Here is a 15989-nt window from a genome sequence, read left to right on the forward strand (position 1 = left end):
GATGAGTGAGAGCAACGAGCTGGTTCCGATTGACAGCAGCATTCAGTGGTGTCTTTTGTCGCACACCAATATCGGCAAGACCACGCTGACCCGTACGCTGATGGCCGACGATGTCGGCGAGATTGACGATGCCGCACATGTGACCACTCAGTCACAGCGCTATCTGCTTCAGAAAACGCAGCAGGGCGATGAGCTGTGGCTTTGGGATACGCCGGGCTTTGGCGACTCGGTGCGGCTGTATGAACGCCTGCGGCAGCAGGGCAATCCGCTGGGCTGGTTTCTCAGCAATGTCTGGGATCGCTGGCGCGACAGGCCTTTCTATCTGAGTCAGCGTGCCTTGCTCGCTGCGCGCGATCATGCGGATGTGGTGCTCTACCTCGTCAACGCGGCCGAAGACCCTGCCGATGCTGGCTACTGGAGCGCCGAGATGAACATTCTGGCCTGGATGAACAAGCCGGTCATCGTGCTTCTCAACCAGATTGGCAGCGACACCACGGCAGAGCAGACACAGGAAGATTTGCGGCGCTGGCAGCAGGCGACGCAGAGCTTTCAAAGCGTGGTGCGCGATGTGCTGGTGCTGGATGCCTTCACGCGCAGCTGGTGGCATGAGCGCAAGATGATGCAAAGCATTGCGCCTTTGTTGCCTCAGTCCAAACAGTCTGCCTATCAGCGCCTGCTGGAGCAGCGAGCTTTGCTGCAGCAGCAGCGCGAGCAGGCGAGCCTGGGAGTCATGGCGGATCAGCTGATAGCTGCGGCAGGTCTGCATGAAAAGCTTGATCCCGAGCAAGGCAAACTGCTGGCGCGAGCCTGGCAAAGCCTGAGCCAGCTCACCGCCAAATTGGGTAAATCGGCAGAGGGTGAAGAGCGGCTCGGAGCTCAGGCCAAGGCAGCTGTGCAGCGGCTGATGCAGGCTTTGCGTCAGGCCGATGTGCAGGCCACCCAGCGCTTGCTCGAGATTCATGGACTCGACGGTCAGGCGGCCAGTCAGATACAGGAGCAGTTGCGCAGCCAGCTTCAGATCACCACGCCGGTCGATGCGCAGGCAGCCAGCTTGTGGGGGGCGTTGACTGCCGGCGCAGCCACAGGACTGGGGGCCGATCTGATGGCAGGAGGTTTGACGCTGGGTGCCGGTGCCCTGGTGGGGGCGCTGCTGGGGGCCATCACTTTTGGGGGCGCGGCCTGGGGAGCGAACAAGGTGTTCGACCAGGAGCAGCAGAGCTTTCAACTCTCGACAGACTATCTGAACGCAGCAGCTGGTCAGGTATTGCTCAAGTACCTGCTGATCTCGCATTTCGGCCGTGGTCGCGGTCGCTACACCAGCCCTGCGGCGCCCAGTCAATGGAGTGAGCTGGCCCAAGGCACGGTGCAGACGCATGCCGCGCAATGGGCCACACTCTGGGCGCAGCTGCGCGAAGCAAATGCGGCAGGGGCGGCTACCGATGCGCAGAGAGTCGCCATGATGGAGCTGCTCTCGCAAAGCCTGCAGCAGATCATGGCCGATCTCTATCCGGGGCTGAATGCAGAGTGCGGTGTCAGAGACGGGGAAAGCGCACGGTAAAAAGCGCGCCGCCACGCTCGGATATGCCCGTGCTGACGGTGCCGCCCTGCGAGGTCACCAGAGCCTTGACGATGGACAGGCCCAGGCCAGAGCCTTCCCGACGGCGCTTTCCTGGGGCCTGGACAAAGCGCTGGAACGGATGGGCCTGAACTTCGTCAGCAAGGCCGGGCCCCGCATCGCCCACTTCCAGGATCACCCATGACTGGTTCTGGTGGTCGGAGCTCGCATGCACCCGGATGCTCAGCCAGTGGCCGCTGCTGGCATGGCGCAGCACGTTGTTGATGAGGTTGGTGGTGATCTGGCGCAAGCGATCGGTGTCGGCCTTGATGTCGGTGCTGCCATCGCCGTCCTGCATGGGCAGATCCAGTGACAGGGCCATGTCCAGCTTCTGCAGCTGCGGGTGCAAGTCCTCGACGACATCACCGACCAGTGCGGCGAGGTCTATGCGTTCCTTGCGCAGAGACAGCTGTCCGGCGTCGGCCATGGAAAGGGTGTGCAGATCGCCGACCAGCCGTCCCAGATGCTCGACCTGAGCCAGCAGCGTCTTCATCTCGGCTTGGCTGGAGTCGATGACGCCGTCGCAGATCGCATGCAGTCTTGCCTGCAGCACCGTCAATGGGGTGCGCAGCTCGTGGGAGATGGAGGCGGCCGTGGCCAGACGCTCTGCTTCCAGCGTCTCCAGCGAATCAACCATGCCGTTGAAGGCATCGATCATTTCTGCCATCTCGCCATGGGCATTGCCCTTGACGGCTCTGGAGGCCAGATCGCCACGCTCCACGCGCGCAGCCACTTCCACCATGGAGGCCAGCGGACTGGTGATGCGTCGCGAAATCCAGAAGCCCACGGCCATGCCGAAAGGCAGGCTGACAGCCAGGCCGATGACCAGCGACCATTTCTCGCCAAACAGGCGGTCGCCTTCCCAGTACTCGGAGTAGATCTGCAGGGCTCTGGGGCTGTCTTCCAGATCCTGGGACTTCAGCGCCTCCAGCTCGGTTTTCACGGGGCTTGGCAGGTGGCGGTAGAACTCGCGGTACTGCAGCTCGGAAAACGCCAGCACGCCAATGGCCAGAGAGGCAATGGCCAGCAGCACGGCGGCCGTGATCCACAGACCAAAGCGGACCCAGATGCGGTTCAGTCCCAGGGCCATAGACGATAGCCAATACCGCGCACGGTCTCGATCAGCCCGTCCTGGCCGGCCAGTTGCAGCTTGCGGCGCAGTTTGGATAGGTGGGAGTCGATCACCCGCTCCAGCGCATCGCTTTCCGGCAGGCAGTTCTCAATCAGGTAGGCACGTGAAAAGCAGCGGCGTGGCTGGGCCGCCAGGCAGGCCAGCAGACGGAACTCCGTGAGCGTCAGCGCCAGAGGCACGGCCTGGCCCGCATCGTCATAGACGGCTGCACTATGGGCTTCCACGTCGATCTCTATGGGGCCGACGCGAATGGGAGCGGCCACCGGCGCAGGCTTGGCCTGGGTACGGCGCAGCACGGCACGCACCCGGGCCACCACCTCGGGAGGGTTGAAAGGCTTGACCACATAGTCGTCCGCCCCCAGGCGCAGTGCCAGCAGCTTGTCCACATCGTCTGCCAGGGCCGTCACCATGATGACGGGGACATCGCTGTCATTGCGAATCATGCGCAGCACATCCACTCCATCGACCTTGGGCAGATGAATGTCTAGCAGCACCAGGTCCGGGCGCAACTGGCGAAAGCTCTGCAGGGCTTCCTCGCCGTCTTGCGCCATGCGAATGCGCAGGCCGTCGCGCTCCAGATAGGCGCTGAGAACGCCGGCAATTCCGGGTTCATCTTCGACTACAAGCACCATGGGCGTGGAAGCAGGTTGAGCAAAAGTAGTCATGGTTTTGTGTGCAGCAAAGTCATGCATCTGCTGGACTCCCTGAAACTTGTTATCTGCACATTATGTGCGTTGCCGCTGCAATAGCCGAATGGCTACGGCTCTCCATAATTCCTACATAAACCCTGCAATCTGGCGAAAGCTTGCTGCCGTTCAATGGCGAGGATGGAAAGCTGTTTCTGCTTTCTGCAGCTTCCCGGGTGACACCTATAGCTTGAGCCAACTGCGCTGTGATATTTCCTTCCCACGTCTCGCGTCTTCGCATGGGCAGTCTGTGTCTGTGTGCCTTGTCGTTGCTGGCAGGCTGTGCTGCGCCCGAGGCAGTCAAGCTGGACCGGACCACGCCACCTCAGTGGCAGCAGCAGGAGTCGGCTCAAAAGTCGGACCCTGCGGCATTGGCCCACTGGTGGCGCGCCTGGAATGACCCTGCTCTCAATGTGCTGGTGGACGAGGCGCTGGCCCAGAACCTTGATGTGGCTCAGGCCGTGCTGCGTCTGCGTCAGCAGCGCTTGCTGGCGGGTACGGCCGATGCGGCTTTCCGCCCCATAGTCAGCACCGGAGCGCGGACCCTGCAGGATATCGCGGCAGTTGACACCTACTTTCATGCCAGCATTGATGTGAGCTGGGATCTTGGCCTGTTTGGTGACTCCGAAGCGGCGCGCCGTGCAGGCACGGCCGGCGTGCTGGATGCGCAAGCCCAGCTGCATGCAGCACGGGTAGCGCTGGTGGCCGATGTAGTGCACCGTTATCTCGATATCCGGCTGGCCCAGGTGCAGCGCAGCCTGGTCGAGAGGCAATTGCAGCAGGCGCAGCGACAGCTGCAGCTCTTGCAGATTCGGCATGAGCAGAGACTGACAGATGCCCAGTCTCTGGAGCAGCAACAGCTGCAGCTGCGCACCGCAGAGTCTCAGCTGATCACCCTGAACGAAGCCCAGGCGCGTGCTGCCCATGCGCTGGCTGCCCTGTTGGGACGTGAGCGTGCCGAGCCGCAGTGGCTGCAGCCCAGGACGGATGCCGCGTTGCCCGCAATGCAGGCGCTTGCCGTATTGCCGGCAGACCTGCTGCGCAACCGCCCCGATATTCAAAGTGCCGAGGCTGCGGTGGAGCAGGCTGCGGCCGAGGTCGGCGTGTCGCGCGCGGCGCTCTATCCGCGGTTGACCCTGACAGGGTCCCTGCTGTATGCATACAACCTGACGCGCAATCACCGCACGACCTCGGACTCCATTCCCATGGTCGGTCCGCAGATCGACATTCCGCTCTTTGACTGGGGTCGCCGCCGTGCCGTGGCAGACGGCAAGGAGCTGGCGCTGCAGGCCAGCATCAAGGCATACCGCCAGGCCGTGCTCAATGGCATTGCCGAGTCCGAAACTGCCCTGGCAGCGGTTGCCGCCCAGCAGCAAAGACAGCAGCAGCTGCAGTTCCAGCAGCAGATTCATGCCGGGCGCGAGAAGGCTCAGGCAGTGCGCCAGCAACTGGGCCTGTCCAGCGAGCTTGCGGGCATCGATAGCGCCCGCGCCAGCCTGCAAAACCAGAGCGAGCTGGCAACCGCCAGGGCTGCCGAGGCGCTGGCCTATGTGGCTCTCTACAAGGCAGTGGGTGCTGCGCCTGTCGATGCCGCGCTTGTTACCCGGACCACAGAGGCTCAGCCATGATTGCCCTGGCACGCAAGACGCTGATCCATGAGTGGAGACGCTTTGTCCCTTCGGTGTTCGCCGTGGGCTTTTCGGGCGTTCTGCTGGCCATGCAGGCCGCCCTGGTGCTGGGCATCTTCGGCTCTGCCGCGATCTACGTGACGGCTTCTTCGGCCGATCTCTGGGTGGGCTATCCGGGCACGCAAAGCGTGAACTTCGGGCGCAATATCGGCAGCGATGTGGAGATGCGCCTGCGCATGGACCCCGATGTGGCGGCCGTGGAATCCTATGTCTGGGTCGATGGCGACTGGCGCGCGCGCGCCGGTGCCCAGGGCGCGACCGGAGGCGGAGTCTCGGTCTATCTCTCGGGCGTCAGCACTGCGGACAACTCCATGATGTTCACCAAGGTGCTCACATCCTGGCAGCGACAGCTGCTGCGCGAGCCCGGCGCCGTGATTGTTGACAGGGCGGACCTGGGGACTCTGGGCGCGCAGGAAGGCAGCACGGCCTGGATCAACAACCATGCGGTCAAGATCGTGGCTGCCGTCGACGGCTTGCGCGGCCTGGGTGGCGTCAACGTGATCTCCTCGCTCAGCTCGGCCCGCGAAATTGCAGAAACCAGTGCCGAGCATGGCAGCACCTATTTCGTGGCACGCCTGAAGCAAGCTGCCAAGGCAGGCGAGGCCCAGGCGAGATTGAGCCAGTCCAGCAGCAGCTTCGGCCCGTACGAGGTCTGGACGGCCGATGCCTTTGCGCGCCGCTCTCAGCGTTACTGGATGCTCGATACCGGCGCCGGTGCCGGCGTGCTCTTCATGGCCGTCATCGTCTGCCTGGTGGGCGCCATCGTGACCAGCCAGTCGCTCAAGGCGGTGGTGGCAGGGTCCGCCCGCGAGTATGCGGTGCTCAATGCTTTGGGCGTGAGCCGAGCGGCACTGGGCCGCGTGGTGGTCGAGCAGGCCTGCTGGATTGGTGGCCTGGGCTTTGTGCTGGCGGCACTGACCAGCGCGGTGCTGCTCAGCATTGCATCCAGCTACCGCGTCCCTGTTGCCCTCAACCTTTCAGCGGTACTCGCGTGCGGCTTTCTGGTGGCCGTGTTGTCGCTGCTGTCGGGTCTGGGCGCCATGCGCAGCCTGCTGCGTGCCGATCCGGCAACCCTGTTGCGTTAAGGCCTGAAACATGCAAGCCGAGACCATGATGGAACGCATCAAAACGCCTGCTGCAGCCAAGGATGCAGCGCCCAGCCTCGAGGCCGTGCGTCTCGACAAATCCTTTGTCTCGGGCATCGTCCAGGTGCATGTGCTGCAAGGGCTGTCCGTCAGCCTCTATGCGGGGGAGCTGAGCCTGATCTCCGGCCCTTCGGGCTGCGGCAAAAGCACGCTGCTGTCGCTGATGTCGGGACTGCAAAAGCCCGATGCCGGTCATGCGATCGCACTGGGCGAGGACCTGGCCAAGCTCGGCACGGCGGCGTTGGAGAAATTTCGTCTGCGCCATACGGGCTTCGTCTTCCAGGGCTTCAATCTGTTTCCGGCCTTGACGGCACTGGAGCAGGTGCAGTTGCCGCTTGGCTATATGGGGCTCAGAAACGCCGAGACATTGCGCCGTGCCAGGGAGGCACTCGACGAAGTGGGGCTCTCGCACCGCAGTCATATGCGCCCGGCCCAGCTGTCGGGCGGCGAGAAGCAGCGTGTGGCCATCGCACGTGCCATGGCCAAGCAGCCCCGCCTGCTTTTCGCCGACGAGCCCACCAGTGCGCTGGACGCCGAGAGTGGCCAGCGCGTCATTGACTTGCTGCACCGTGCGGCGCGCACGCACGGCACCACGGTGCTCTGCGTCAGCCATGACCCGCGTCTGGTGCGCCACGCCGATCGTGTGCTGGGCATGGAAGACGGCGCCATTCGCAGCGACTGGCGCCAGAACAGCCCCATCAAGGAATAAACATGAACCCAAGCCCATTTCGTCTCAGCATTGTGTCGGGCGCGCCGCTGCTGGCGGCGGCCGTGCTGATGCTGGGCGGGTGCTCTCCGTCTCAGGATGCTGCCTCCGTGATCACGCCGGCTGCAGCCCAGATCAAGCCTCAGAGCCAGGTAGCCGTTGCGCGGGGCAAGATCGACGTAGAAGGTGGTCTGCTCGACCTCTCCTCGGCCGCATCGGGGGTGGTGCAGCAATTGCTGGTCAAGGAAGGCCAGAGCGTACAGAAAGGCCAGCCAGTGCTGCGTCTCGCCGACGATGCCGCGCGCGCCGATCTGGCGGTGGCGGAGTCCGAGCTGCAGCTGGCACAGACCAAACTCAAGACGCGCCAGGATCGCCTGCCCGCGCTCAAGGCCACGCTGACGCGCTGGCAGGCTGCTGCCAAACAGGGAGCAGCGGATCTGCAGAGCGTGGACGAAGCCGTGCAGGCCCTGCGTGATGCACAGTCCGAAGTGGATATTGCGGCTGCAGAAGTCACGGTCGCCAAGCGCAAGGCCGAGCAGTTGAGGGCTCTGCTGCAGCGCCACGAGCTGCGTGCGCCCGAGGCCGCAGTCGTGGTGCGTCTGCAGGCACAGGGCGGCAGCATGCTGCAAAGCGGCAGTCCGGTGGCGGTGCTGCTGCCCAAGCGCCCCTTTATCGTGCGTGCCGAAGTCAATGAAAGCTTTGTGACGGCGATTCGCGAAGGCATGAAAGCCCAGGTGACGGTGGACGCAGACGGCAGCGCTGCCCGCCAGGAGTTTCCCGCTGCGACCGTGCTGCGAATCAGCCCCGTCTACGGCACGGCCAGGCTGCAGGACGACGCGCAGCGCGGCCCGGTAAGAGTTGTGGAATGCGTGCTGGCATTTGACCAGCCGCCCGCCAATGTCAAGGTCGGTCAGAACGTGAGGGTCAGTTTCCATGAATAAGCGCATTCAGATTTGCCCGTCGCCGGCAGGGACAGCGTCGGCCGGCTGGATGGTGCAAAGCGATTTCGACGGCACCATCAGCCTGCTGGACGTGACCGATACCCTGCTCAACCGCTTTGGCAAGCCGGGCTGGCAGGAGCTGGAGGACGCCTGGGAGCGTGGCGAGATCGGCTCGCGCGAATGCATGAAGGGGCAGGTGGCCCTGCTGGACATGAGCGAGGTCGAGCTGCAGAACCATCTGGACAGTATCGAGATCGACGAGCACTTTGCCGGCTTCGTGGCCGAGGCCGGGCTGCATGGCATCAAGGTGCAGGTCGTCAGCGACGGCATTGACTATGCGATTCGCCATGTGCTCGCACGCCATGGCCTCGGGGATCTGGAAGTCATCGCCAACCATCTGGTTCAGACGGGCGAGCGCAGCTGGCGACTGGATTCGCCCTGGGCCAGCAATCGCTGCACACGGGCCAGCGGCAACTGCAAGTGCGAACGTCTGGCCGAGCAGCAGGCCGTGCACGGGCGGGTGCTCTATATCGGCGACAGCACGTCGGACTTCTGCGTTTCCGGCAAGGCGGATTTCGTGCTGGCCAAGTACAAGCTCATCGACTATTGCGAGAGCCAGGGGATTGCCCATGCGCGCTTCGAGCATTTTGCGCAGGCCACCCAGTTGCTGGAGCAAGTCATCTTCGGCATGGAGCAGACTGCATGAATGTCTCCGATGGATTTGGGTTGCTGCAGCAGCCGGATTTGCAGCAGCTATGTGTGACGCCGCATGAATTCGTCATGCCCGGCGAAGGCAGCAATGCCCGCACGGGCGTGCTGCTGATCCATGGCCTGACCGGCACGCCGGCCGAGATGCGCCTGCTCGCAAAAGGTCTGAACAAGCAGGGTTTCACGGTCTACGGGGTGCAGTTGGCAGGACATTGCGGCAGCATGGAGGACTTGGTGGCTGCCCGCTGGACGGACTGGCTGGCAAGTGTGGAGTCGGGTCTGCAGCGCTTCTTGCAGCATGTGGACCATATGGTGGTTGGCGGTCTGTCCATGGGGGCGCTGCTGTCGCTGGCCGTGGCCGAGCGCCATCCCGACAAGGTGGCGGGCGTCTGCGCGCTGTCCACCACCTTCCGCTATGACGGCTGGAGCATTCCGGCCTATACCAAGCTGGCGTTCCTGCTGCCGCTTTTTCGCCTGCTGGGCATTGGCCGCAACAGCGTCTTCATGGAGGCCCCACCCTACGGCATCAAGGACGAGGCCTTGCGCGCGCGCGTGGTCGAGCAGATGAACAGCGGCGACAGCTCTGCCGCAGGCCTGCCTGGCAATCCCTGGTGGAGCGTCATCGAGCTGCGCGCCCTGTCCGCGAATGTGCAGGCCGGACTGGCGCAGCTGCGCTCGCCCTGTCTGGTCATTCATGCCCGGGAAGACGATATTTCCTCGGTCAGCAATGCCCACGATATCCAACGTGGAGCGGTCAACGCCCATGTCGACCTGGTGCTGCTGGACAATTGCTATCACATGATCACCATCGACCGCGAGCGCCGCACAGTGATTGCCAAGCTCAACGAGTTCATCGCGCGCATCGCCAGCTCGGCGGCGCCTGCCAGGGGTGCGAATGGGTAGTGATCTCTCGCCCCTGGTGGTGACGCTGTGGATACTCAATGTGCTGGTGGACAGCGGGGGGCAGCTGGCCTTCAAGGCCGCGGCCAGCGAGCCGGGGCATCGCAATGGCACGGAGCGCTGGCGCTTCATGCTGGCCAGGCCTTGGCTGTGGGTGGGCATTGCCTGCTATGTGGCGGAGTTTCTGGTTTGGCTGGCGTTTCTGTCGCTGGTGCCGCTGTCGGACGGGGTGCTGCTGGGCTCGATCAACATCGTCGCCATCATGATTCTGGGGCGGGTGCTGTTTCGCGAAAAGCTCGCGCCCATGCGCGTGGCCGGCATCGTGCTGGTGTCCGTAGGCGTGGCCATCGTTGGATTGCACTGAGGGTCATCGGTTATGAAGCGTTTTTACATTGTCGGCTTTCTGGTACTCATGGCCTTTGACACACTGGCGCAGCTCAGCTTCAAGCAGGCCGGTGATTCCGCGCTGCCGCTGGAGTTCTCCACCGGCTGGCTGCTGCGCGTGTTCAGCCAGCCCTGGATCTACGGTGCATTCGTTGGCTACATCGGTGCCTTTTTCACCTGGATGAGCCTGCTCAAGCACGCTCCCATCGGCCCGGCATTCGCGGCCTCGCATCTGGAGATCATCTCGGTGCTGGCGATCTCGTACTGGCTGTTCAACGAGCCCATTGGCTGGCCGCAGATCATTGGCTGTCTGTTCATCGTGGCCGGCATCATGTGCCTGGCGGTGAGCGAGAAGCCAGAGGCAGAGCAGGCCGCCTGAGATGCGCCAGCCCACAGTGCCGCCAACGGCAGGACTGCCACTGCAGCTCGGCGATCTCTGGCCCTCGGGTGCGGGCAGCCTGGCAGGACAGCTGGCCGCATGGCTGGGCGTGGAGGCGGTGCAGCTCGAATGCTCGGGAACCTCGGCCCTGATGGTGGCATTGCGAAGCCTCAAGACCCTCAGTCCGGGGCGCAGCGAGGTCATTGCACCGGCCTATACCTGTCCGCTGGTGGCGCTGGCGATTGCGCAGTGCGGGCTGCAGCTGCGTCTGTGCGATCTGCGCGCCGACGCGTTGGACATGGACCCGGTCTGCCTGCAGCGCCTGTGCAGCGACCGCACGCTGGCCGTGCTGCCCACGCATCTGTGCGGGCGTGTGGCCGATGTGGACGCCGCCCTGCAATGCGCGCGTGCCGTGGGCGCCTATGTGATCGAGGATGCCGCCCAGGCGCTGGGGGCGCGCAGCGACGCAGCTTCGGTGGGCCTCAAAGGCGATATCGGCTTTTTCAGCCTGGCCGTCGGCAAGGGGTTGAGCACCTTTGAAGGTGGCGTGCTGATGGCGCGCGAGCCTTCCATGCGTGCTGCGCTGAGCGCAGCCGGCGCCGCCACCCGGTTCAGCCTGTGGTGGGAGCTGCGCCGCAGCATCGAGCTGCTGGGCTACGCCATGCTCTACCGGCCATCGGGTCTGCGCATGGCCTATGGCAAGCCGCTGGAGAAATCATTGTCGCGTGGTGACTGGGTAGAGGCCGCAGGCGATGACTTCGACGATCTCATTCCACAGCACAGTCTGGGACGCTGGCGCCAGAGCGTGGGGGCAAGGGCATTGCGGCGGCTGGAGGCGTTTCAGCGGCAAGCATCCGGGCAGGCCGGCCTGCGCATCGCTCAGTTGCAGGCTTGCGGGCTGGAAGTGGTGCAGGATGCCGCCCCCCGGGCGCAGGGCGTGTGGCCGGTGATCCTGCTGCGCATGCCGAGCCAGCAGGCCAGGGATGCCGTGCTGCGCGCGCATTGGGGCGGTGGCTGTGGTCTGTCTCTGCCCTTTGTCCATGTGCTGCCCGACTATGGCCGCTACGACCATGTGCTGGGTGCTGCACGCGACGACGCGGTCAGCCAGGCGCGAGACTGGGCACAGCGCTTGCTCGCCATCAGCAATAGCCCATGGCTGGATGACGAGCGCTTTGCGGATTTGCTGGACACGCTGGCAGCACGCTGATACGCCTACGCCTGCAATCTGTCTGCAATAACGATATAGAAATCCATTCGTTCTGTTTTAGCCGGCTCGTTTCTACACTGAACTTGAACGGACTGCATGGCCTGTTGCCCCGCAGATCAAGGCACAAGGAGTGGTGAAAATGGGAGTAGGAAAACGCTCGAGGCAAGCGCTGTCAAGCGCGGCGGGGGCTTGCCAGCACGACGTGGATGTTCTGGTTATCGGCGCTGGACCAGCAGGGGCATGGGCTGCCATCAGCGCAGCCAGCCAGGGGGCAAACGTGCTGCTGGTCGACAAGGGATATTGCGGAACATCGGGCGCAACTGCACCTTCGGGCTGCGGCGTTTGGCATGTCGACAATACCGGGGATTTGCGTGAGAAAGCCAAAGCCAGCCGTTACACCATGGGAGGCATGCTGGCCGAGCAGGCATGGATGGATCGGGTGCTGGAGCAGACCTGGAACAACATCGAGCTGTTGACTGAATGGGGCTACCCGTTCCCTGTCGATGTGGAAGGCAAGCTGCGGCGCAACTCCCTGCAAGGCCCTGAATATATGCGTTTGATGCGCAAGCAGGTCAAGGCTGCCGGTGTACGTATTCTTGACCATAGCCCGGCGCTGGAATTGCTCGTGGATGACGCTGGCACGGTATGCGGCGCAACAGGTGTGCGCAGGCAAGCCGAAGATACCTGGGTTGTGCGTGCAAGTGCAACCATCATTGCCACCGGGGGCTGCGCTTTCCTTAGCCGCGCGCTGGGCTGCAATGTGCTGACCGGTGATGGATACCTGATGGCCGCCGAGGTGGGGGCACAGCTCTCGGGCATGGAATTCTCCAATGCCTATGGGCTGGGGCCGGCGTTCTCTTCGGTCACCAAGTCACTGTTCTACAACTGGGCCAGTTTTTACTATGCAGACGGCTCGCTGATCGAGGGTGCAGGGTCTTCGCGCGGGCGCAGCATCATTGCGCAGACGTTGCAGACACAGCCTGTTTTTGCGCGCTTGGATAAAGCCGATGCGAGTATTCAGGCATGGATGCGCACGGCACAGCCCAACTTCTTTGTCTCGTTTGACCGCAAAGGCATCAACCCTTTTCATGAAATGTTCCCGGTCAGCTTGCGGCTGGAAGGAACGGTGCGTGGCACTGGCGGTCTGAATGTGGTGGATGCCGACTGTGCAACCTCCGTGGCCGGGCTGTACGCTGCAGGCGATGCAGCAACGCGCGAGCTGATCTGCGGTGGCTTTACCGGAGGCGGCAGTCATAACGCAGCCTGGGCGCTCTCTTCGGGATTCTGGGCTGGTGCCGGCGCTGCGCGCTTTGCCTTGCATAACCCGATGAAATCACGGCAGCTTTACCGCGCTGGCAGTCCAGGTCTTGAGGAGCAGGGTCAAGCTCGGCTGGACAGCAGTCAGCTGATTCAAGCGGTACAGGCCGAAGTCTTCCCGTACGAGCGCAACTGGAATCGCCAATCCGATGAGTTGCAGCAGTCTCTGCAGAACCTTGATGCCTTGTGGCTGCGCCTGCGTACTGGTGTGCAGTTCCAGTCCATCGAAGAGCGCCTGCGCCTGAGGGAGGCAGCAGCCATGCTGGCTACCTCGCGATGGATGTACCGAAGTGCCTTGCAGCGTACCGAAACCCGGGGCATGCATCGCCGTCGCGATCATCAAGAATTGGACCCTGGCCAGAGACATCGATTGATTTCTGGCGGCCTTGATGAAGTCTGGGTGCGTCATCAGCGGGTCAAAGAAGTGCCGTCTTCCGAAGGAGTGCTCGCATGATCGAAATCATCAGTTCAGAGCGTTGCACCGGCTGCAATATCTGCGTCCATGCCTGTCCTACCAATGTGTTCGACATGGTCAAAGGGCAGGCTCCGCGCATTGCCCGGCAAAGCGATTGCCAGACTTGCTTTATGTGCGAGCTGTATTGCCCTGAGGACGCCTTGTATGTTGCCCCGGTGGCAGATGCTGCAGCCCATGTTGATGAGCTCGCGCCTGCCACGCAAGCTTTGCTGGGCAGCTATCGCGCCTCCGTTGGTTGGGGCAAAGGTCGCCAATCTACCGCGGCACTGGATGCCAGCTACGAGCTGCTGGCGCGTGCGCATTAGAAATTTTGTCATCCATGTCAGAACATGAAATCCGTTTGTCGGAAGCAGGCTCTTGTGCCGCTTTCAATCGTCGTCAATGGCTGCTTGGCGCTTTGGCGGCAAGCATTCCCATGCTGGGTGAAGCGCAGTCTCAAAGCGCGGTGCAGACCTTGCGTATCGGCTATATCGGTCCTGGAAAGAAGCCTGCTTATGCCACGGGCTGGGCGCTGCAGCAGGGCATCTTGCAGCGGGAGCTGAGCACGTTGGGCTTCTCGCAGGTCGTGACCCGTGTGTTTCCCAATGGACCGGACTTGAACGAAGCATTCATTGCCGACCATCTGGACATCGGCATCTATGGCGACACACCCGCAGTGGTCGCTCATGCGCAAGGCTTTCAAGGTAAGTTGCTGGGTTTTGATTGCGTGGGCATGAACACCTGGCTGCTGACCCCCAAGGCTGGCATCAAGACGGTGGAGGAGCTCAAGGGCAAAGTCGTTGGCGTGGCTCTGGGCTCATACATGCACCGCTTTGTGCTGGGTCTGCTCAGGCAGCATGGTTTGAGCGGCAGGGTCAAGGTGGTGCATATGCTGCCGCGCGACGGTGCACCGGCGCTGGAGCGTGGGGATGTAGCTGCGTTTGCCGCACCTATCAATATGGGGCCGTTGCTGGCGCAGCAAGGCTTTCCGGTTCTGGCAGAGGCTGCGCAATATCCGACGCTGCTGGGCACATCGGTCATTGTGATTTCTCCCAAACTGCTTGCGAGGTTGCCGCAATTTCCTGCTACCTGGGGCCGTGCACGCAGCATTGCCCTGGGGGAGATTCGTAGCGACAGCGCAGCGTATCTGGCGTTTCATGCCGAGGCCAGCGGTTTCCCGGTGCCTGCGGTCAAAGCCTCTGTGGCATTGAGCAATCTGCCCGCTCAGGCCTATCCGGAGCAAGGCTTGCATTTGATCTCCGAGGCCAAACGCTTCCTGCTCAATGAAAAGCTGGTGCGCAAGGATTTTTCCGTTGAGAGCTGGAAGATTCCCGGGTTTTCATGAGCTTTTCTTCTGACAAGATCATTGGAGTCAAGCGATATTTGCCCTTGCTTCAGTGGGATCTGTCATCGCGGAGACTCTGCATTTCTGTCCGGATTCCCTGGCTTTCAGTGCTGTCTCACGCTCGGTGATATAGCTGCGTGTGAGCGGTACGGCATCCTGCCTGCGCGCCAGCTGAACCTGGAAGATGGCGATGTCCTGATAGCGGAACGCGGTCTCCGACATGGACAGATAGAACTCCCACATGCGGCAGAAGCGCTCGTCATACAGGGCGGCGGCTTCGGCACGGCGTGCCATGAAACGCTCGCGCCACAGGCGCAGGGTCTGGGCATAGTGCAGACGCAGCACCTCGATATCGCAGATCACCAGCCCCGCGCGCTCTATGGCCGGCGTGAACTCCGACATCGACGGAATATGGCCTCCGGGAAAGATGTAGCGCTCAATCCAGGGATTGTTGAAGTCGGGCACATCGCTGTTGCCGATGAAGTGCAGCAGCATCACGCCGTCCTCGCTGAGCAGCTCATGGCATTTGCGGAAGAAGGCGTCATGGAATCTCGTGCCCACATGCTCGAACATGCCGACGGAGACGATGCGGTCGAACGGCCCATGTGTTTCGCGATTCATGTCGCGGTAGTCTTCCAGTCGGTACTCGAGCCGCTCGCCATGGATGGATTGCGAGGCCCTGGACTGCGCGCCGGCCAGTTGCTCCGTGGACAGCGTGATGCCTGTGACATGGCCGGCACCGCCCACCTCGGCCAGATAGCGCGAGAGACCGCCCCAGCCGCAGCCGATATCGAGCACGCGCTGGCCTGGCTCGATCAGCAGCTTGGCGGCGATATGGCGCTTCTTGGCCAGCTGTGCCGTTTCCAGGTCTTCGTTGCCCTGCTCGAAATAGGCGCAGGAGTACTGGCGCTCGCTGTCGAGAAACAGCTGATAGAGCCGGTCGTCCAGATCGTAGTGATGCGCCACGTTGGCACGCGATCTGCCGCGCAGATTGTTCTGCAGCAAGGGCCTCAGCTTCATGCGCCAGGCATCGAGCAGGCGTACCGTGGCGCTGACGGGCACCTGCCTGGCGCCGCGCAGCACCAGCTCCAGTACGTCATAGACCGTGCCTTGCTCGACCAGCAGGCGCTGTTGCATGAACAGTTCGCCAAAGTTGAGGTCGGGGTCGCGCAGCAGCGCAAGGACGGCGCGTCTGTCGGCAAAGCGCAGGCGCGCCTGGGGCTGGCCGCCGTCGCCGAAGATCAGCGCCTTTCCTGAGGGAGTGATGACTTCGAGCCGTCCCGTGGTGACCAGAGGTGCAAATACCTGTTGCAGCAATTTTTCGGTCAACCGATCCAGCATGTCAGCTCCTTGAAGCGAAGTGTTGAAAAGTGGCCGGTGAA

At 62.7% G+C, this 15989-nt stretch carries 16 protein-coding genes; 13 read left to right on the forward strand and 3 right to left on the reverse strand.

Translation table 11 applies throughout. The annotated features are described in order from the left end of the window. Position 1: 1 nt before the first annotated feature. Positions 2–1558, forward strand: a complete 1557-nt coding sequence (locus AAIL67_RS07470) for a DUF3482 domain-containing protein (RefSeq protein WP_343483691.1) — start codon at positions 2–4, stop codon at positions 1556–1558. On the opposite strand, the gene AAIL67_RS07475 is transcribed toward AAIL67_RS07470, so the two are convergent. Next, a complete protein-coding gene (locus AAIL67_RS07475; RefSeq protein WP_063662634.1) occupies positions 1533–2705 on the reverse strand; it encodes an ATP-binding protein in 1173 nt (390 codons plus the stop codon). The genes AAIL67_RS07470 and AAIL67_RS07475 overlap by 26 nt on opposite strands. Then, the gene (locus tag AAIL67_RS07480) at positions 2690–3412 is read right to left on the reverse strand and encodes a response regulator (RefSeq protein WP_034351578.1); all 723 of its coding nucleotides are present in this window, start codon (positions 3410–3412) and stop codon (positions 2690–2692) included. The genes AAIL67_RS07475 and AAIL67_RS07480 overlap by 16 nt, the downstream gene beginning before the upstream one ends. 260 nt (positions 3413–3672) lie before the next feature. Between AAIL67_RS07480 and AAIL67_RS07485 the strand changes: the two genes are divergently transcribed. The 12 genes from AAIL67_RS07485 to AAIL67_RS07540 all read left to right on the forward strand — a co-directional run bounded on the left by AAIL67_RS07485 (position 3673) and on the right by AAIL67_RS07540 (position 14607). Continuing rightward, a complete protein-coding gene (locus AAIL67_RS07485; RefSeq protein ID WP_063662636.1) occupies positions 3673–5061 on the forward strand; it encodes an efflux transporter outer membrane subunit in 1389 nt (462 codons plus the stop codon). Further along, positions 5058–6206, forward strand: a complete 1149-nt coding sequence (locus AAIL67_RS07490) for an ABC transporter permease (RefSeq protein WP_063662638.1) — start codon at positions 5058–5060, stop codon at positions 6204–6206. Before AAIL67_RS07485 ends, AAIL67_RS07490 begins: the two co-directional genes overlap by 4 nt. A 10-nt stretch (positions 6207–6216) precedes the next feature. Continuing rightward, the gene (locus tag AAIL67_RS07495) at positions 6217–6975 is read left to right on the forward strand and encodes an ABC transporter ATP-binding protein (RefSeq protein WP_063662641.1); all 759 of its coding nucleotides are present in this window, start codon (positions 6217–6219) and stop codon (positions 6973–6975) included. Positions 6976–6977: 2 nt separating this feature from the next. Next, positions 6978–7913 carry an HlyD family efflux transporter periplasmic adaptor subunit gene (locus AAIL67_RS07500; protein ID WP_063662643.1) on the forward strand — a complete coding sequence of 312 codons (936 nt, stop codon included), beginning with the start codon at positions 6978–6980 and terminating at the stop codon, positions 7911–7913. Next, complete coding sequence (locus AAIL67_RS07505; protein ID WP_034351334.1) at positions 7906–8619, forward strand: MtnX-like HAD-IB family phosphatase; 714 nt, start codon at positions 7906–7908, stop codon at positions 8617–8619. Before AAIL67_RS07500 ends, AAIL67_RS07505 begins: the two co-directional genes overlap by 8 nt. Continuing rightward, positions 8616–9524: an alpha/beta fold hydrolase gene (locus AAIL67_RS07510; protein ID WP_063662645.1), complete on the forward strand. Its 909-nt coding sequence runs from the start codon at positions 8616–8618 to the stop codon at positions 9522–9524. The genes AAIL67_RS07505 and AAIL67_RS07510 overlap by 4 nt, the downstream gene beginning before the upstream one ends. Next, on the forward strand, positions 9517–9885 hold the full coding sequence (locus AAIL67_RS07515; RefSeq protein WP_003069552.1) for an EamA family transporter: 369 nt from the start codon (positions 9517–9519) through the stop codon (positions 9883–9885). The genes AAIL67_RS07510 and AAIL67_RS07515 overlap by 8 nt, the downstream gene beginning before the upstream one ends. 12 nt (positions 9886–9897) lie before the next feature. After that, complete coding sequence (locus tag AAIL67_RS07520; RefSeq protein WP_003069549.1) at positions 9898–10284, forward strand: EamA family transporter; 387 nt, start codon at positions 9898–9900, stop codon at positions 10282–10284. A 1-nt stretch (position 10285) separates the two neighbouring features. After that, the gene (locus tag AAIL67_RS07525) at positions 10286–11491 is read left to right on the forward strand and encodes a DegT/DnrJ/EryC1/StrS family aminotransferase (protein ID WP_343483692.1); all 1206 of its coding nucleotides are present in this window, start codon (positions 10286–10288) and stop codon (positions 11489–11491) included. A gap of 139 nt (positions 11492–11630) precedes the next feature. Continuing rightward, positions 11631–13262 carry an FAD-binding protein gene (locus AAIL67_RS07530; protein ID WP_343483693.1) on the forward strand — a complete coding sequence of 544 codons (1632 nt, stop codon included), beginning with the start codon at positions 11631–11633 and terminating at the stop codon, positions 13260–13262. Beyond that, a complete protein-coding gene (locus tag AAIL67_RS07535) occupies positions 13259–13588 on the forward strand; it encodes a ferredoxin family protein (RefSeq protein ID WP_034382744.1) in 330 nt (109 codons plus the stop codon). The genes AAIL67_RS07530 and AAIL67_RS07535 overlap by 4 nt, the downstream gene beginning before the upstream one ends. 14 nt (positions 13589–13602) lie before the next feature. Beyond that, positions 13603–14607: an ABC transporter substrate-binding protein gene (locus AAIL67_RS07540; protein WP_034406791.1), complete on the forward strand. Its 1005-nt coding sequence runs from the start codon at positions 13603–13605 to the stop codon at positions 14605–14607. A 27-nt stretch (positions 14608–14634) separates the two neighbouring features. Here the strand turns inward: AAIL67_RS07540 and AAIL67_RS07545 are convergent, their stop codons facing one another. Beyond that, complete coding sequence (locus tag AAIL67_RS07545) at positions 14635–15948, reverse strand: cyclopropane-fatty-acyl-phospholipid synthase family protein (protein ID WP_343483694.1); 1314 nt, start codon at positions 15946–15948, stop codon at positions 14635–14637. Between the last annotated feature and the right edge of the window lie 41 nt (positions 15949–15989).

It is taken from the genome of Comamonas sp. A7-5 (assembly GCF_039581385.1).
GTDB classification, from domain to species: domain Bacteria; phylum Pseudomonadota; class Gammaproteobacteria; order Burkholderiales; family Burkholderiaceae_C; genus Comamonas; species Comamonas thiooxydans.